The following is a 16,159-nucleotide window of genomic DNA, read 5'->3' as shown; positions in this document are numbered from 1 at the left end:
TCGGCGCGACGTCCGCGCCGGTCGGGTCAGTCGGCGCGCAGCAGGGTTGTCAGCTCCGGCCAGCTCTCCACCCGGTGTACGAGCGGCAGCAGCGTGGCGTACGCGGTGACCTGCGCAGGCCGGGGTCGGAACAGGAAGCGGTGCGGCACCGAGTCGAGGTAGCCGAGCACCTCCAACTTGTCGTCCACGAAGTGGGTCAGGCCGAGCCGCCGGGCGATCGGCGCCTTGGCGGGACGGGTCCGGCAGAAGTGCACCCGCTCGACGGGGATCCCGGTGCGGGCGGTGAAGTCGTGGTGGTCGAGCCACTCCCAGGTCCGCCGCTCGGTGGACTCGCCACACTTCGAGACCAGGTGCACCTCGTCGAACGCCGGCCCGAGCGCCGCGAGCGCGTCGAACGCGCCGTCGACCATGGGCGTACGCAGGTAGTGCGCGCCGAAGAAGGAGGTGTCGGCGTCGTCGTCGGCCGGTTCGATGAGCACCCCGCCGATGTCCACGCCCAGCCGTCGCATGGCGACGATCATGCCGTACCCCGTCGGCGTTCCCGCACCGAGTTTTCCGCCTCGGTGGTTGTTACGTCCCGCCGCCGTGCAGGTGGCACGATCGGCCGATGGCAGTCACGACACGGATGTTGGGGCGCAGCGGCATCGAGGTCAGCGCCCTCGGCATGGGGTGCTGGGCGATCGCCGGTCCCTGGGCGCAGGGCAGCCAGCCGCTGGGCTGGGGAGCGGTCGACGACGACGAGTCGGTGCGAGCCGTGCGCCGGGCGCTCGAGGAGGGCGTGACCCTGTTCGACACCGCCGACACGTACGGCGCGGGGCACGGTGAGCGGGTGCTGGGCCGTGCGCTCGCCGGCCGGCGGGACGAGGCCGTGATCGCCACCAAGTGGGGTTACACGTTCGACGAGGCGACCCGGCAGGCGACCGGGGAGGACGCGTCACCGGCGCACCTGCGGCGGGCCGTCACCGGGTCGCTGCGTCGGCTGGGCACCGACCGGATCGACCTCTACCAGCTGCACCTGGCCGACCTGCCGGTGCACCGTGCGGAGGCGCTGTTCGCCGTCTGCGAGGAGCTGGTCGCCGAGGGCCTGATCCGCGCGTACGGGTGGAGCACCGACCGTCCCGACCGCGCCGCCGCGCTCGGGCACGCCGCTCCGGGGGCCGCCACCGTGCAGCACGCCCTGTCGGTGCTGCGCGACGCTCCCGAGATGCTCGCCGTCTGCGACAAGTACGACCTGGCCAGCATCAACCGGGGGCCCCTCGGGATGGGGCTGCTCACCGGCAAGTACACGGCCACGTCAACGCTGCCCCGCGACGACGTACGCGGGTTGGCGCCGGGCTGGCTGGAGTGGTTCCGGGGCGGCCGACCCGCGCCGGAGTGGCTGCGCAGGGTCGGCGCCGTCCGTGCCGCGCTGACCGCCGACGGCCGTACCCTCGCCCAGGGTGCCCTGGGCTGGATCTGGGCGCGCAGCGGGCACGCCGTCCCGATTCCCGGTTGCCGTACGGTCGCCCAGGTCGAGGAGAACGCCGCGGCGCTGCATCGGGGCCCGCTGCCGGCGGACCAGTTCGTCGAGGTGGAACGCCAACTCGCCGCCCTGCGCACCGCGGCCCTGCGCGACGCCGACCGCCCGCACTGGCCCCGCCCCACCCATCCCACGGTCCACCCGTGACCTCCGGCTGGCTGCCCTGACGATGTCGTCTAGGGCGTCTCCCACGGCGCGATCAGCAGCGGGTCGTCCTCGGCCGAGATGGTGTCACCGGTCTCCGCGCTCGGTGACGTGGTGATCGCGCAGATGTCACCGGCCACGCAGTGCGGCACCGCGCGCAGGGTCGCGCCCAGCGGCGTGTGGATCTGCCCGACCCGCTCGTCGGCGGTGTGGTCGGCATGCCCCCGCTCGGCCGTGCCGTGCCCGCGGACGTGCACTGTCGCGTCGGAGCGCAGCGTGCCGGTGAAGACCCGGACCAGCGAGACCCGGCCGACGTGCTCATCGACGGTGGTCTTGACGACCTCGGCGACGAGCGGGCCGTCCGGGTCGCAGCTCAGCGGCGGGCGGGGGGAGCCGTCCACGCCGGTGACCGCCGGCAGATCGCGCTCCAGCGGTGACGGGAACGCGGCGGTCAGCACCTCCAGCAGCGCGTCCAGGCCGACGCCGGTCTCGGCGCAGACGGGCACCACCGGATGGAAGTGGGCCCGGGCCACGGCCTTCTCCAGGTCGTCGACGAGCACCTTGTCGCTGATCTCCTCGCCGTCGAGGTAGCGGTCCATGAGGGTGTCGTCCTCGCTCTCGGCGATGATCCCCTCGATCAGCTCGTCCCGGGACTCGTCGATGGCCCGCTGGTGCTCCGGGTCGGGGGCGCGCACATCGGCGGGCAGCCCGGCGGTGTAGTCGAAGACCCGGCGGGTGATCAGCCCGAGCAGCCCCTCGGTGGAGACGCCGTCGTCGCCGAGCATCGGCAGGTAGAGGGACATCACGTTGTCGCCGAAGAGCCGCTGGCAGAGCGCCACCGCCTCGTCGAAGTCGGCGCGGGGCGCATCGAGACGGGCCACCGCGACAGCGCGCGGCATGTCGAGCGCGGCGCACTCCTCCCACAGGGCGACGGTGGCCGCGTCCATGCCACCGGAGGCCGAGACCACGAACAGCGCGGCGTCGGCGGCCCGCAGGCCAGCGCGCAACTCATCGACGAGTCCGGCGTTCCCGGGGGTGTCCAGCAGGTTGACCTTGATGCCGTCGTGCAGCAGGGACGCGCAGGACAGGCTCACCGAGGGCTGCTGGCGTACGGCACCGTGGTCGTGGTCGCCCACGGTCGTGCCGGTCGCGGCGAGCAGCGCCTCGACGAGCGTCGTCTTGCCCGCGCCGGAGTGCCCGACGAGCACCACGTTGCGTATCCGCGCGGGGTCGGTCACCACTCGCGTGCCGCCGGTGGTGACGTTGTCCCGATGTTCCTGCGCCATGGTGGCGCACCTCCCTCAGCCGGTGGTGGCGACCGCCGCGCGAGATGGAAGCGGCCCGGGGCGAGTGCGCGGCAACATCCTCCGGCGGTCTGCCCCGAAGTGGGAAACCAACGGGCGGGCGGGTGAGCTGGGTCACCTTCCGGCTCGATCTCACACCCGTTGCCGGACACGCACAAGCTTGCCCCGGGCGGGTCGCCGGGACCGGCGTTATGGCCGGAGCTGGGCGGACCGTTATCGTGGGGACCGCCATGGCGAAGATCTTCCAAGTGTCGGCCCGCGCGGGGATGACCCGCGTCGTCGAGCCGATTGCCCGTGCCCTGCTGCGCGCGGGCGTCACCCCCAACGTCGTCACCGTCGCGGGCACCGTTGGTGTGCTCGTCGGCGCGCTCGGCTTCGGTGCCCGCGGCCACCTGGTCGCGGGCGCGTTGATCGTCACCCTGTTCGCGCTCACCGACCTGCTCGACGGGACGATGGCCCGGATGAGCGGTGGCTCCACCCGGTTCGGCGCGTTCCTCGATTCGAGCATGGACCGGGTCGCCGACAGCGCCGTCTTCGGCGCGGTGGCGTACTGGCTGGCCACTCAGAATGATCACTCCGGGGTTGCCGCCGCGCTGCTCTGTCTGGCCGCCGGAGGGCTCGTCTCCTACGTGAAGGCGCGCGCCGAAGGGCTGGGCATGACCTGCAACGTGGGCATCGCCGAGCGTACCGAGCGACTGCTGATCGTCGGCGTCGGCGGAATCCTCACCGGCGTGGGCGTGAAGCCGGCGCTGGAGATCGCGCTCTGGCTGCTGGCCGCCATCTCGATCTTCACGGTGGGGCAGCGGATGGCGCACGTCTACCGCCAGGCCCAGCAGCTCCGGCCGGACGGCCAGGCGTGAGCGCGGCCGGCGCCCGGCCCACGCACCGCCCGACGACCGGCGGCCGGGCCACGTGAACCTCACCGAGCTGGGCTACGTCGCGGGCTGGCGGCTGGTCCGCGCGCTGCCCCGGCCGTTGGTGGCGGCGGCGTTCCAGGCGGGCGCGGACCGCGCGCACCGCCGTGACGGCGGGGGTACGGCCCGACTGCGCGCCAACCTGCGCCGGGTGGTCGGCCCGGAGATGCCCGATGCCGAACTGGACGACCTCGTGCGGCGTGGCCTGCGGTCGTACGCCCGGTACTGGATGGAGGCGTTCCGCCTGCCGGCGTTGAGTCGGGCGCAGATCCTGTCCGGGTTCCGCCTCGACGGCGCGGAGCTGCTGGCGGCCGACGTCGCCGCCGGACGGGGCGCGGTGGTGGCGCTGCCGCACGCCGGCAACTGGGACGCCGCGGGCGCCTGGGTGGCGGCCACCGGTTGGCCGATCAGCACCGTCATGGAGCGGCTCAAGCCGGAGGGCGTGTACAAGCGGTTCCTGGCCTTCCGGGCTCAGCTGGGGATGGAGATCCTGCCCACCCACGGCGGACCGCGTCCCGCCTTCGACGTGCTGCTGGACCGTGTACGCGCCGGCGCGGTGGTGCCGTTGCTGGCCGACCGGGACCTCTCCGCCCGTGGGGTGGAGGTGGACTTCTTCGGCGGGAAGACCCGGATGCCCGCCGGGCCGGCACTGCTCGCACTGCACACGGGAGCGCCGCTGTACGTGGCGTCGATGTGGTACGAACCGGACGCGGCGTGCGCGTCGCTCAGCGGTCCGCTGCCGGTGCCGGGGCCCGAGGTGGGGCCCCTGGACCAGCGCGTCCGGTCGCTGACCCAGCTGATCGCCGACGGTCTGGCGGCGGGTATCGCCCGGCATCCGCAAGACTGGCACATGTTGCAGCGGATGTGGCTGGACCAGCGCGGCGCGGGAGGCGCGGAGCTGTCCGCACCGACCTCGGGTCGGTCCTGAAGGGGGTGGCTGACGCATGCGGATCGGTATCGTCTGCCCGTACTCCTTCGACGTGCCCGGCGGCGTGCAGAACCACGTCGTCGACCTCGCGGAGACGCTGATCACCCTCGGGCACGAGGTCAGCGTTCTCGCGCCGGCCGACGAGGACGCCGACCTGCCGGCGTACGTGGTGTCCGCCGGTCGGGCGGTGCCGCTGCCGTACAACGGGTCGGTGGCCCGGATCGCGTTCGGCCCGGTCTCCACGGCCCGGGTCCGGCGCTGGCTCACCAACGGTGAATTCGACGTGCTGCACGTGCACGAGCCTCTGACGTTGAGCCTGTCCCTGCTGGCGGTTCTGTCGGCGCGCGGGCCGGTGGTGGCCACCTTCCACACGGCGATGACCCGCTCGCGGGTGCTGGCCGCGGCGCAGGGCGTCCTGCAGATCGTGCTGGAACGGATCACCGCCCGGATCGCGGTGAGCGCGCTGGCCCGCAAGGTGCAGGTCGAGCACATGGACGGCGGCGCGGTGGAGATCCCCAACGGGGTGGCGGTGGCGAAGTTCGCCGACGCCGAGCCGCTGCCGGACTGGCCGGGGGAGTGCGGGCCCGGCACCGGCGGCACGGTGGGTTTCCTGGGCCGGTTCACGGAGGCGCGCAAGGGCTTCCCGGTGCTGCGGGACGCCTTCGTGGCGCTGGCGGCGACACGTCCCGGCCTGCGGCTGCTGGTCGCCGGCCCGGGTGACCCGGACGACCTGTACGACCAGTTCCCGGCCGAGATTCGGGATCAGGTGACGTTCCTCGGTCTGGTCTCCGAGGCGGACAAGGCGCGGATGCTGCGCAGCGTGCACCTCTACGTGGCGCCGAACACCGGGGGTGAGTCGTTCGGGATGATCCTCACCGAGGCGCTGGCCGCCGGCACCACGGTGGTGGCGAGCGACCTGGACGCGTTCCGCCGGGTGCTCGACGGTGGGCGGGCTGGCCGGCTGTTCCCGACCGGCGACGCGGTGGGGCTGCGCCACGTCCTGTCCGTGCTGCTCGACGACCCGATGGCGCGGGCGACGCTGACCGCCTGCGGCGATCAGGTGGTCGCGAATTTCGACTGGCCCATGGTTGCCCGCCGTGTTCTGGAGGTATACGCAGCGGCGATCGAGGCGACCGACGGGCGGGTCATCGACCAGGAATGGGTGGGGCTGGGCTGACCCGGAGTGGCCGATGGTGCTCCTGTGATGCCGGTGACCGGCGTCGACGCGCGCGATGGAGGAGAAACGGAGCAGCACTACGATGCCGCACATGTGGTGGGTGGTGGCCGCGAGTGTGCTCGTGGGAGTGCTTGCGGCGTACCTCATCTGGACCGCCGGCCGGGTCGAGCGGCTGCAGGGCCGCGCGGAGCTGGCGGCGCGTGCCCTCGACGCCCACCTGTTGCGCCGTGCGGCGGCGGCCGCCGTGCTGGCGGAGCGACGCTTCGGCGTCGAGCTGTACGCGGCGGCACGGATCGCGCTCGACGCCGTGCCGGACGAGCGGGAGGCGGCGGAGAACGACCTGACCCGGCAGCTACGCACGGTGCGGTTGGACCCGACCGACCCGGACTGCACGGCGGTCATCGCGGCGAGCCGCCGGCTCGCGCTGTCCCGGCAGGTGCACACCGATCTGGTACGCGACGCCCGGTCGGCGCGCAGCCGTCCGCTGGTGCGGTTGCTGCGGATGGGGCGGGGTCGCCAGTGGCCGCGCTACTTCGACATCGACGACCCGACGCTCGTCGTGCCGGCGGACGTGCCGGCCGGTTGACCGGGTTCTGCTGGGGAGCTGACGCCGACGACGGCCGGTGAGCGGGGTCACAGTGCAGGCCACCGGCCCTCTGATTGGCTGTCGGCGCGGCGTTGAGCGGTGCGTAGCATTTTCGCTGCCACCTCCCACCGCAGGTCCAAGGAGTGCTGACCCGTGTCCGACACCACCGCCCCGAGCACCGGTACCGCCCCCGTCGTCGGCACGGCCCGCGTGAAGCGGGGCATGGCCGAGATGCTCAAGGGCGGCGTGATCATGGACGTCGTCAACGCCGAGCAGGCCAAGATCGCCGAGGACGCCGGCGCGGTCGCGGTGATGGCCCTGGAGCGGGTGCCCGCCGACATCCGCGCGCAGGGCGGGGTGTCCCGGATGAGCGACCCCGACATGATCGATGGGATCATCGAGGCGGTCTCGATCCCGGTGATGGCCAAGGCCCGCATCGGCCACTTCGTCGAGGCGCAGATCCTCGAGTCGCTGGGCGTGGACTACGTCGACGAGTCCGAGGTGCTGACGCCTGCCGACTACGCCAACCACATCGACAAGTGGGCGTTCACCGTGCCCTTCGTCTGTGGCGCGACCAACCTGGGCGAGGCGCTGCGCCGGATCACCGAGGGCGCGGCCATGATCCGCTCCAAGGGCGAGGCGGGCACCGGTGACGTCTCGAACGCCACCACCCACATGCGCAGGATCCGCCAGGAGATCCGCCGGCTCTCCTCGCTGCCGGCCGACGAGCTGTACGTCGCGGCCAAGGAGTTGCAGGCCCCGTACGAGCTGGTCAAGGAGGTCGCCGAGAGCGGCAAGCTGCCCGTGGTGCTGTTCACCGCCGGCGGGATCGCGACCCCGGCCGACGCGGCGATGATGATGCAGCTCGGCGCGGAGGGCGTCTTCGTCGGCTCCGGCATCTTCAAGGCGGGCAACCCCGCGCAGCGGGCCGCCGCGATCGTCAAGGCCACCACGTTCCACGACGACCCGGACGTCCTCGCGAAGGTGTCCCGCGGTCTCGGTGAGGCGATGGTCGGCATCAACGTCGACGAGATCCCCCAGCCGCACCGCCTGGCCGAGCGCGGCTGGTGAGCGTGATCGGCGTTCTCGCGTTGCAGGGTGACGTGCGCGAGCATGTGGCGGCGCTGACCGCGGCGGGCGCCGACGCCCGTCCGGTCCGCCGCCCGGGCGAGCTGGACGCGGTCGACGGCCTGGTGATCCCCGGCGGCGAGTCCACCACCATCAGCAAACTCGTCGACATCTTCGCGCTGCGCGAGCCGATCGACAAGCGGATCGCCGACGGGATGCCGGTCTACGGCTCGTGTGCCGGCATGATCATGCTCGCCACCGAGGTGCTGGACGGCCGCGCCGACCAGCGCGGTTTCGCCGGCATCGACATGACGGTACGGCGCAACGCGTTCGGCCGGCAGGTCGACTCGTTCGAGGCGCCCGTGGAGATCACCGGCGTGGCGGGCGACCCGTTCCACGCCGTGTTCATCCGCGCGCCGTGGGTCGAGCGGGTCGGCGCGGGCGTCGAGGTGATCGGGAAGGTGACCGGTGGCCCGGCCGCCGAGCGGATCGTGGCGGTCCGGCAGGGCAATCTGCTGGCCACCTCGTTCCACCCCGAGCTGACGGGCGACCTGCGCGTGCACGCGTACTTCGTGGAGTTGGTGCGGACCGCCTGAGCGGCCGACGCCGACGCGCGGGCATGGATCGGGCCCCCGGACCGTTGGTTCGGGCGGGCCCCGACGCCGCACCGCCGCCCCGGGCCGGTCCCGGGTGTGACATGGCGGGGTGTGACCTCGGTAAGATTGCCGCGGTTCGGCAGGGCCGTCGCCCGGCGCGGCACTTCCCGCGGGGCCGACCGGCCGCCGGATCGCCGGATGCGGCGCGGAATCGGTGCGGCAGTCGACGCAGGCGTGCAATGACAGACGGAGGTAGAAGATGTCCGGCCACTCAAAGTGGGCGACGACCAAGCACAAGAAGGCCGTCATCGACGCCAAGCGCGGCAAGATGTTCGCCAAGCTGATCAAGAACGTCGAGGTGGCCGCGCGCACCGGCGGCGGCGACCCCTCCGGCAACCCGACGCTCTTCGACGCCATCCAGAAGGCGAAGAAGAGCTCGGTGCCGAACGACAACATCGACCGCGCCGTCAAGCGCGGCTCCGGCCTGGAAGCCGGCGGCGCCGACTGGCAGACGATCATGTACGAGGGGTACGGCCCGAACGGTGTGGCCATGCTCATCGAGTGCCTCACCGACAACCGCAACCGGGCGGCCACCGAGGTGCGCACCGCGCTGACCCGCAACGGCGGCTCGCTCGCCGACGCCGGCTCGGTGTCGTACATGTTCTCCCGCAAGGGCGTGGTGATCGTGCCCAAGGAGGGCACCAGCGAGGACGACGTGATGATGGCCGTCCTCGACGCCGGCGCCGAGGAGGTCAACGACCTCGGTGAGGCGTTCGAGGTGGTCTCCGAGCCGACCGACCTGATCCCGGTGCGGACGGCGTTGCAGGACGCCGGCATCGAGTACGAGTCGGCGGAGTCCTCCCTGATCCCCAGCATGAACGTCCCGCTGGACGAAGAGGGCGCCCGCAAGATCTTCAAGCTGATCGACGTCCTGGAGGACTGCGACGACGTGCAGAACGTCTACGCGAACTTCGACGTCTCCGACGACGTGATGGCCGCGGTCGACGCCTGAGGTCCGGCGCGTCCGGCGTGATCCACACCAGGTCGCCGATGTGGGGGTGTCCGCGCGAGCGGTTGGCCCCACATCGGCGGCCTGGCGTGTGTCAGCGTGCTCTCGACCGCGTCGGACCGGCGGATGTCACCGGCCGCAGCCCGGCGGGCCGTACGAAGATCGACCGTCGGGCGATCGCGTCCAGTCGCGGCCCCACCTCGTAGCCGTCGAGCCAGACCCACCCGTCATAGGTAGGCCAGTCGAGAACGCGGATGACGCGGAAGAGGATCGGCCGGCTGAACTGGACACTCGCCGCGCGGGTGACCTGAAGCAGGTCACCCGCCCGCACGGCCGCCTGGTTTCCGGTCGCGCCACGCCTTGAGATGATCACTCGCCTCGACCAGCCGGGGGCACGAACCATCCGGGCCGCACCTGGTGCAGACGTTGCGATGATGGAAGTCGATCACGTAGGTCGCCATCGTCACGAGAAACGGCGGCTCGGGTCGGGGCTGCTCACCCATCATGGCGACCACCCCGCTGGGGTGACGACGTGCCATTCTCTGTCCTCGACGTGGGCGGCGTGGTGAGCCGGTGGGCCCCGGTGCGATCCGGGAACCGGGTCCGCTCCACGACGTCAAGGGGCTCGTCCGGTCGGTGAAACCACTTCCAACGGCACATTGCCTGCCTCCCGAGATCAATGCAAGTAGGGCATCTACCAGGCAGAATTCAGGACTGTCGAAGCTGTGTGCAACACTCCACACGAGACGTTCATGCTGAGATGCATCTTTGCGATGACGATGCGAGGGGCGTCTCACGAGGCGTCAGATGACGGCTCAGTGTGAGACGAGGAGGCGGACGCCGATGACCGAGGTGGGATCGACTGTTCCAAGGCGAGAGCTCGGACGACTGCTGCGGCAAAGTAGGGAGCGGGCTGGGATAGGCCTCGAAGCCGCAGCCTCCGATCTTGAGTGGTCGCGGGCGAAGATGTATCGCATCGAGTCCGGGCAGACCCCCATGCGAGCGCTGGACGTCGAGCAGATGTGCCGGCTCTATGGCGCCTCCGACGAGATGACCGAGGTCCTGGTGAGCCTTGCCAGGGAGTCCAAGAGCAAGGGTTGGTACCACGCTTACGGCGAGATCATCCCGAGATGGTTCGAGCTCTATGTCGGACTGGAGTCGGCCGCCTGCCGTATCCGGACGTACGAACACGCCTTGGTGCCCGGCCTGTTGCAGACACCGACTTATACGGCCGAGGTTATTCGAACCCGCCAGGGCGTCTCCGACGACGAGGTCGCAAAGGTTGTGGGGCTCAGGACCGAGCGGCAGCGCCTACTGACCCGCAAGCGACCGGCCGCGCCTGCTCTAGATGTGATCATCGAGGAGGCGGTGCTGCACAGGCGTGTGCGCGGCATGGCTGAGCAGATTGAGCGGCTGATCGCCGCGGGCGCATCGCCAAGCGTGTCTGTCCGGCTCGTGCCGCTTGGCGAAGGCCTGAGCCGAGCAGCAATTGCTGGCAGCTTCGTGATGCTCGACTTTCCGACGAGCGGAGCCAGGTCAGCCGAACCGACGACGGTCTACAAGGAGGGATTGTCGGGAGCGTTGTATCTCGATCGGCTCGAGGAAGTCATAGAGTACGCCGAGGTGTGGAATGGTCTCACAGCCCGCGCGTTGAGCGCCGATGATTCCTGCAGGCTCATGCGAGAAATCAAGGAGAGGCACCATGACTGACCTGACTGGGGCGATGTGGCGCAAGAGCACCAGGAGCAGCGACTCCGGCAACTGCGTGGAGGTCGCCGACAACCTTCCTCATCTCGTGGCCGTCCGGGACAGCAAGGACGTCGAGGGGCCGGCGCTCACCTTCGCCCCGGCGGCCTGGGCCGCGTTCGTCAGCCGCGCCAAGGCGGTGGAGCACGCCGGCCTCTGATCGACTCGACTTCGTGGATATCGGGGTGTCCAGCGCGCGGGACACCCCGATGTCGGTGAACCGGAGTTGATCAAGCGCCGGTGTCGGCGTGTCAGTCCTTCGGGACGGCGTCGACCAGGAACACCTGGTCGGGTTGGCCCGTGCACGGCTCGGCTGCGGCCTCGGCCGGCACCTCCGTGTCGTCGTCGCGGATGCCCACGCACAGGTCACTGCCCGCCGGTCGCATCCGGTACGCGTCCGACGTCGAACCGGTCGGCTCGAAGCGGAACAGTTGGTCCCAGGAGTCGGTGCGGCACTGGTGCTGGGGCTCGATGAGGTTCCGCCCGGGATCCTCGCGCCGCACCGTGAGGCAGCCGACCCCGTTGATCGGGTGCTCCCACCTGACGAAGTACATGCCGTCGGTCACCGGCACCAGGTAGGTCTCCGGCGGTGTGGCGCCCGCGCAGGGGCGCTGGGCTGCCACCTCGCTCTCGTATCGACCGCTGCGATCGCGCCCCTCGCTGATACAGAGCTGCGGGTCACGGGCGAGATGGATCCGGCTCCGACCACTGGCCGGCGATCGCTGGCCGGCTCCGGACGTCGTTCCGCCGGCCGGGGCGCTGCCCGTCGGCGACTGGCCGACGGCGGGCTTCTCCGACGTCCGACGCTCGTTGTCGTCGGGCCACCAGAAGAAGGCGCCGACGCCGACCAGCAGAGTGGCCACGACGAGCAGCGCCAGCGGCACGGGCCGGGCGAACCAGCGCGGTCGTGCCTCGTCCGGGCCGCCGGTCAGCACATCGCCCGTGCTCGCTCCGACCGACGTTTCCACAGTCGGATCAGCGGAGGCGTACGCGCCCGCCGCCAACCTGTCCCGCGCGCGCAACCACTCGTCGACCTGGTCACCCGCGCCGCAAGCACGCACGAACGCCGCCAGCACCTCGGGTCGCGGCAATGTGGACCGGCGCAGGATGTCGGCGGCGGTGCTGCGGGCCAGCACGTCGCCAGCGGCGACCGCGTGCTGTTCCAGTTGCCGGAACGTCAGCCGGGACCGGTCCTTGAGGTGGCGCAGCAGGTCGACGAACTCGGCCGGGTCGGCCGCCTCGCCCGGTCGAAGCTCCCCCGTGGTCATCGCCTGATTCTGCTGACCGCACACGCCTTGGAGCAAGTCGTCACGGCGTCTGTCCGAGGTGGTCGGACAAAACCCGGACAGGCGGCCCTGAGCTGCGCGGACACCGCAGCGCCCGGAGCAGGGCATTGTTCGGGGCGACCCGGTTATCTAGCGTTTTCGTCGATGGCCGCGGCGCTTGGCCCGTACGGGCCGTCGGGTTCGAACCGGAGCCGGTCCGAACGCGACCACATCAACGACACGGGGGAGATCCGATGATTGACGCTGTCCGAGATCCGGTGCCGCGGGCTGCCACCGCGGGGGAGTACGTGGCGTCGCTCCGGGACGTGCGACGACGCTCCGGCCTGACGTACCGGGAGATCTCCCGCCAGGCCTCGGCGGCCGGGCACTGGCTGCCGCCGAGCACCCTCGCCACCATGCTGGGGCGCAACACCCTGCCCCGCGAGCGGACCGTCGTGGCGTTGCTCGCCGCCTGCGGCACGTCCGCGTCCGAGGTCGAACGGTGGCTCGACCTCCGCCGCGACATCGAGGCTCACCTCAGCGAGCCGACGCGCCCCACCGGCCTACCGGCGCCGGGTGAGCCGACGAACCCCGCGCCGCCGGCCTCCGCTCCGGTGTCCGTCGAGGCGGCCGGTCCTCGCCGGTCCACCGACCGACCGCGAGCGGCGACCCGGTCGGCGCGTCGCCGGCTGTCACTGGGAGCGCTGGCATTGGTGGGAGCGCTGACGGTGGGCGCGCTGCTGCCCGTCGGCGACGTCCTGACCCCCGGGTCCAGCGGCGCGGGATCGAGCGGCCCGTGTCCCCTCGTCCTGCGCCAGGGCATGTACGGCCCCTGCGTGCTGGATCTCCAGGACCGGCTGGCGGCGAGCGGGTTACGCGTGCCCGTCGATGGGTGGTTCGGCCCCGACACGACCAGCCGGGTGATCGCCTTCCAGGCGTTGGCCGCCCTGGAGGTCAGCGGCACGGTGGATCGGCAGGTGCTCGACGCTCTCCAGGACAACTCGGTGTCGCCCGCCGCGTGGACGGAGGACCGGGTCAGCAAGTACCTCCGGGCACGGTTCCCGGAGGGCCCGTCCGAGGCGGTGCGGCTGGCCCGGTGTCTGTCCGGACTGGATCCGCTGCGGGTGGAGGTGACCGGCGACGGGTCGCGGCGCTGGGGCCTGTTCCAGTTCAGCGACATGGAGCTGTCACGCCTCGGCGTCGACCGCCGGACCGCGCTGGACCCGGGTTGGAACATCGGGGCGGCACGCGACGTCTGGTCGCGTACCGGCGACTTCCGGCACTGGGACTGCCCGCCGGCACCGTGACGCCCCCGTGTCGCGTGGGGCTGTGGCGCCGCGGGTCGATCGGTGGGGTCATGGAGAGCCTTTCCGTTCCGGAGGCGGCGAACGACCAGCTCGTTGCCGTGAGGATCGGCTCACCGTAGGAGCGCCCGCCCTGTTCGCAGCTCCCGAACAGGAGTTCGGGTTGGTGTCGTACGGGCAGATCAGCGCGACGGGCGGGTGTCGCTCAGGTCGTCTGGCGGCGGGTCTTCAGGGCGGTGTCGATCAGTTCCCACACCGCCACCACGGCGGCGCTCAGCGCGATGATGGCCGCGAGGATCTCGCGATTGTCCGCGACCGCCAGCCAGTCGAGCCGCTCGCCGAGGGCCGGGTTGAGCAGTCGGTCGGAGAGCGCCAGCCACACCACCGGCACCGTGAACGCCAGGTTGAGCAGCGCCTTCGTCGCGAACAGCCGCCAGGTCCAGCGCCCGATCCGGTACTTGACGATCTCGAACACCACATCGAGGGCGAGTACGCCGATCAGCGCCGGCAGCCAGAACGACCAGAGGGCCGGGTCGAGGATCGGGATGTTGTCGCCGTCGGTGGTACGCACCCACGACTGGTAGTGCTGCAACGGTAGGTAGGCGATGAACACCATCAGCATCACGACCGACGCGATGGTGTCGACGAGTGAGACGTCGCGGTGCGCGGGGACGTCGGGCAGCTCGTCGACGGTCCAGTCGGGCAGGTCGATGGTGGGCTGCGACCGCTCGATGAGGACGAACGTCAGGGTGAGCCAGAAGCAGATGTGCACCGCCACGTGCAGGGCGACGACGAGGCCTGGGCCGATGGCGCCGAATCCCTTGCCCTCGACGACCGCGACGACCGCGACGACCGTCCCGGCGAGCGCCGGGATGAAGCTGAGCAGCAGCTTCAGCAGTCGCAGCCAGACCAGGTAGTAGGTGGGACCGAGGAGCTGGAGCCGGCGGTCGGCGTAGCGGGCGGCCAGGCGATCGGGGTTGCCCAGTTCGGTGAGCACCTCCCGCTCGGCGGCTGCCGCGTCCGCGCCGCCCCCGGCCCGGTCCTCGATCATGTCCTCGATCGAGGCGCGTAGCTCGGTGGCGATTTCGTCGCGGCGCTGGGCGGGTACCGATCGCAGGGTGGCGGCCAGGTAGCGGTCAGTCAGTGTGTTCATCGGTCCACTCCTTGGATCAGCCCGGTGATGGAGGTCTGTACGGCGGCGAGGTCGTCCAGGAGTCGACTCAGCATCGACTCGCCCTCGTCACTGGTCCGATAGAACTTGCGCGGCCGGCTCTCCTCGGTGTTCCACTCGCTGGTCAGCAGGCCTTGGTCTTCCAGGCGGCGCAGCAGCGGGTAGAGCGTGTTGGCGTCCACCGGAAAGCCGTGGTCGGTGAGCCGTTGCAGCAGTGCGTAGCCGTAGTCCGGTCGACGCAGCGCGACCAGGCTGGCCACCACGACGGTGCCTCGACGCAACTCCTGGAGGTGCGTCCGTAGAACATCCTCGCTAACCATGTGTCACACCATACTGTGTGCCACACACTGTTGTCTATCGCAACATTAATGTGTGCGGTCGCGAGGGTGGCGGCGTTGGGAGTGCTGAGTTGGGAGTGCTGAGCCGGGAGGGCGCGCCTCGACGCCGGGCGGCGGTCCTCCGCTCGTCCTTTGCTCTGCTTCAACCGACGCAACACGAAGGGTCCGTAGGTGTCGCCTCCGTTGAAGCAGAGCAAAGGGGGCGTTGGGCATACCTGGCCCCTGGCGCGCCCGGCGCACGGCGCGCCCGGCGCACGGCGCGCCCGGCGCACGGCGCGCCCGCGCGCGGCATGCGACGGTTCAGCCCCGGCCGCGCTCGGCGTGCCAGGGCGGCGGGTGGGCGGGCGCGGGGCGCCGCTCCGGCTACCTACTCGAAGCGGGACGTGTCTCCCGCGCCCCGGCGCAGGATCTCCGGCTCAGGCCCGGACAGGTCGATCACCGTCGTCGGCTCCATGCCGCACTCGCCGGCGTCGAGCACCGCGTCGACCTGGTGGTCGAGCCGTTCCTTGATCTCCCACCCCTGGGTCATCGGCTCGTCGTCGCCGGGCAGGAGTAGCGTGCTGGACACCAGCGGCTCGCCCAGCTCGGCCAGCAGCGCCTGGGTCACCGTGTGCCGGGGTACGCGGACACCGACGGTGCGCTTGCGCGGGTGCAGCATCCGGCGGGGCACCTCGCGGGTGGCCGGCAGGATGAACGTGTAGCTGCCCGGGGTGGACGCCTTCACCAGCCGGAACACCGCGTTGTTGATCTGGACGAACTGGCCGAGCTGCGCGAAGTCCCGGCAGACCAGGGTGAAGTGGTGCCGGTCGTCGAGGTGCCGGATCTGCCGGATCCGGTCCAGCCCGTCCTGGTTGCCGAGCTGGATGCCGAGCGCGTAGCAGGAGTCCGTCGGGTAGGCGACCAGGCCGCCGCCGCGGACCAGGTCGGCTACCTGCCGGATCGCGCGGGGCTGCGGGTTCTCCGGGTGTACGTCGTAGTACCTCGCCATGACGTGAGACTAGGGCCTGTCCTGTCGATCATGGAAGCCAGATGATGGCGGCGATGAGGACAAGGCTGGCCCGGTAAAGGGATGCTCGTTTGGCGTAGCGGG

General features: G+C 71.2%; 17 protein-coding genes and 1 pseudogene. 11 read left to right on the top strand and 7 right to left on the bottom strand.

What is annotated here, in order from left to right:
- Positions 1-26: 26 nt before the first annotated feature.
- Complete coding sequence (locus tag ABZU91_RS31935) at positions 27-521, bottom strand: hypothetical protein (RefSeq protein ID WP_355248770.1); 495 nt, start codon at positions 519-521, stop codon at positions 27-29.
- Positions 522-607: 86 nt separating this feature from the next.
- On the opposite strand from ABZU91_RS31935, the gene ABZU91_RS31930 reads away from it, so the two are divergent.
- The gene (locus ABZU91_RS31930) at positions 608-1,666 is read left to right on the top strand and encodes an aldo/keto reductase (protein ID WP_355248767.1); all 1,059 of its coding nucleotides are present in this window, start codon (positions 608-610) and stop codon (positions 1,664-1,666) included.
- Positions 1,667-1,698: 32 nt separating this feature from the next.
- Here the strand turns inward: ABZU91_RS31930 and ABZU91_RS31925 are convergent.
- Positions 1,699-2,949, bottom strand: a pseudogene (locus tag ABZU91_RS31925) (GTP-binding protein); the annotation flags it as partial.
- A 248-nt stretch (positions 2,950-3,197) separates the two neighbouring features.
- Here ABZU91_RS31925 and pgsA point away from each other — a divergent pair.
- From pgsA to ABZU91_RS31890, 7 genes are all read left to right on the top strand, one after another.
- Positions 3,198-3,827 carry a phosphatidylinositol phosphate synthase gene (gene pgsA, locus ABZU91_RS31920; protein ID WP_355248764.1) on the top strand — a complete coding sequence of 210 codons (630 nt, stop codon included), beginning with the start codon at positions 3,198-3,200 and terminating at the stop codon, positions 3,825-3,827.
- Positions 3,828-3,879: 52 nt separating this feature from the next.
- Positions 3,880-4,809, top strand: a complete 930-nt coding sequence (locus ABZU91_RS31915; RefSeq protein ID WP_355248762.1) for a phosphatidylinositol mannoside acyltransferase — start codon at positions 3,880-3,882, stop codon at positions 4,807-4,809.
- Between the two features lie 16 nt (positions 4,810-4,825).
- Positions 4,826-5,986 carry a glycosyltransferase family 4 protein gene (locus tag ABZU91_RS31910; protein WP_355248759.1) on the top strand — a complete coding sequence of 387 codons (1,161 nt, stop codon included), beginning with the start codon at positions 4,826-4,828 and terminating at the stop codon, positions 5,984-5,986.
- A gap of 82 nt (positions 5,987-6,068) precedes the next feature.
- Entirely contained in the window at positions 6,069-6,572 is a 504-nt protein-coding gene (locus ABZU91_RS31905) for a hypothetical protein (RefSeq protein ID WP_355248756.1), read from the top strand.
- 153 nt (positions 6,573-6,725) lie between these two features.
- Positions 6,726-7,643, top strand: coding sequence for a pyridoxal 5'-phosphate synthase lyase subunit PdxS (pdxS, locus tag ABZU91_RS31900; protein ID WP_355248753.1), 918 nt, complete (start codon positions 6,726-6,728; stop codon positions 7,641-7,643).
- Positions 7,644-7,645: 2 nt separating this feature from the next.
- The gene (pdxT, locus tag ABZU91_RS31895) at positions 7,646-8,236 is read left to right on the top strand and encodes a pyridoxal 5'-phosphate synthase glutaminase subunit PdxT (protein WP_355248806.1); all 591 of its coding nucleotides are present in this window, start codon (positions 7,646-7,648) and stop codon (positions 8,234-8,236) included.
- A 259-nt stretch (positions 8,237-8,495) separates the two neighbouring features.
- Complete coding sequence (locus ABZU91_RS31890; protein WP_139587604.1) at positions 8,496-9,248, top strand: YebC/PmpR family DNA-binding transcriptional regulator; 753 nt, start codon at positions 8,496-8,498, stop codon at positions 9,246-9,248.
- Positions 9,249-9,339: 91 nt separating this feature from the next.
- On the opposite strand, the gene ABZU91_RS31885 is transcribed toward ABZU91_RS31890, so the two are convergent.
- The gene (locus ABZU91_RS31885; protein WP_355248803.1) at positions 9,340-9,576 is read right to left on the bottom strand and encodes a hypothetical protein; all 237 of its coding nucleotides are present in this window, start codon (positions 9,574-9,576) and stop codon (positions 9,340-9,342) included.
- A 512-nt stretch (positions 9,577-10,088) separates the two neighbouring features.
- On the opposite strand from ABZU91_RS31885, the gene ABZU91_RS31880 reads away from it, so the two are divergent.
- Entirely contained in the window at positions 10,089-10,955 is an 867-nt protein-coding gene (locus tag ABZU91_RS31880; RefSeq protein ID WP_355248750.1) for a helix-turn-helix transcriptional regulator, read from the top strand.
- Positions 10,948-11,151, top strand: coding sequence for a DUF397 domain-containing protein (locus tag ABZU91_RS31875; protein WP_355248747.1), 204 nt, complete (start codon positions 10,948-10,950; stop codon positions 11,149-11,151). Before ABZU91_RS31880 ends, ABZU91_RS31875 begins: the two co-directional genes overlap by 8 nt.
- A gap of 91 nt (positions 11,152-11,242) precedes the next feature.
- Here ABZU91_RS31875 and ABZU91_RS31870 read toward each other — a convergent pair whose 3' ends face one another.
- Positions 11,243-12,259, bottom strand: a complete 1,017-nt coding sequence (locus ABZU91_RS31870; RefSeq protein WP_355248744.1) for a helix-turn-helix domain-containing protein — start codon at positions 12,257-12,259, stop codon at positions 11,243-11,245.
- A gap of 251 nt (positions 12,260-12,510) precedes the next feature.
- On the opposite strand from ABZU91_RS31870, the gene ABZU91_RS31865 reads away from it, so the two are divergent.
- Entirely contained in the window at positions 12,511-13,563 is a 1,053-nt protein-coding gene (locus ABZU91_RS31865; protein ID WP_355248741.1) for a peptidoglycan-binding protein, read from the top strand.
- A gap of 202 nt (positions 13,564-13,765) precedes the next feature.
- Here ABZU91_RS31865 and ABZU91_RS31860 read toward each other — a convergent pair whose 3' ends face one another.
- The 3 genes from ABZU91_RS31860 to ABZU91_RS31850 all read right to left on the bottom strand — a co-directional run bounded on the left by ABZU91_RS31860 (position 13,766) and on the right by ABZU91_RS31850 (position 16,057).
- Positions 13,766-14,713, bottom strand: a complete 948-nt coding sequence (locus tag ABZU91_RS31860) for a permease prefix domain 1-containing protein (protein WP_355248738.1) — start codon at positions 14,711-14,713, stop codon at positions 13,766-13,768.
- On the bottom strand, positions 14,710-15,051 hold the full coding sequence (locus ABZU91_RS31855) for a PadR family transcriptional regulator (protein WP_110564981.1): 342 nt from the start codon (positions 15,049-15,051) through the stop codon (positions 14,710-14,712). The genes ABZU91_RS31860 and ABZU91_RS31855 overlap by 4 nt, the downstream gene beginning before the upstream one ends.
- A 385-nt stretch (positions 15,052-15,436) precedes the next feature.
- Entirely contained in the window at positions 15,437-16,057 is a 621-nt protein-coding gene (locus tag ABZU91_RS31850; RefSeq protein WP_355248735.1) for an L-threonylcarbamoyladenylate synthase, read from the bottom strand.
- Between the last annotated feature and the right edge of the window lie 102 nt (positions 16,058-16,159).

The organism is Micromonospora sp. NPDC005174 (assembly GCF_040608495.1).
GTDB lineage: Bacteria > Actinomycetota > Actinomycetes > Mycobacteriales > Micromonosporaceae > Micromonospora.
Note: the sequence above shows the minus strand (reverse complement) of the source record. Positions and strands in the feature narration are given on the sequence as shown.

Coding starts and splice junctions, on each gene's coding strand:
- ABZU91_RS31935 (WP_355248770.1), bottom strand. CDS start 521: ATGATCGTCGCCATGCGACGGCTGGGCGTGGACATCGGCGGGGTGCTC.
- ABZU91_RS31930 (WP_355248767.1), top strand. CDS start 608: ATGGCAGTCACGACACGGATGTTGGGGCGCAGCGGCATCGAGGTCAGC.
- pgsA (WP_355248764.1), top strand. CDS start 3,198: ATGGCGAAGATCTTCCAAGTGTCGGCCCGCGCGGGGATGACCCGCGTC.
- ABZU91_RS31910 (WP_355248759.1), top strand. CDS start 4,826: ATGCGGATCGGTATCGTCTGCCCGTACTCCTTCGACGTGCCCGGCGGC.
- ABZU91_RS31905 (WP_355248756.1), top strand. CDS start 6,069: ATGCCGCACATGTGGTGGGTGGTGGCCGCGAGTGTGCTCGTGGGAGTG.
- ABZU91_RS31890 (WP_139587604.1), top strand. CDS start 8,496: ATGTCCGGCCACTCAAAGTGGGCGACGACCAAGCACAAGAAGGCCGTC.
- ABZU91_RS31880 (WP_355248750.1), top strand. CDS start 10,089: ATGACCGAGGTGGGATCGACTGTTCCAAGGCGAGAGCTCGGACGACTG.
- ABZU91_RS31875 (WP_355248747.1), top strand. CDS start 10,948: ATGACTGACCTGACTGGGGCGATGTGGCGCAAGAGCACCAGGAGCAGC.
- ABZU91_RS31870 (WP_355248744.1), bottom strand. CDS start 12,259: ATGACCACGGGGGAGCTTCGACCGGGCGAGGCGGCCGACCCGGCCGAG.
- ABZU91_RS31865 (WP_355248741.1), top strand. CDS start 12,511: ATGATTGACGCTGTCCGAGATCCGGTGCCGCGGGCTGCCACCGCGGGG.
- ABZU91_RS31860 (WP_355248738.1), bottom strand. CDS start 14,713: ATGAACACACTGACTGACCGCTACCTGGCCGCCACCCTGCGATCGGTA.
- ABZU91_RS31855 (WP_110564981.1), bottom strand. CDS start 15,051: ATGGTTAGCGAGGATGTTCTACGGACGCACCTCCAGGAGTTGCGTCGA.
- ABZU91_RS31850 (WP_355248735.1), bottom strand. CDS start 16,057: ATGGCGAGGTACTACGACGTACACCCGGAGAACCCGCAGCCCCGCGCG.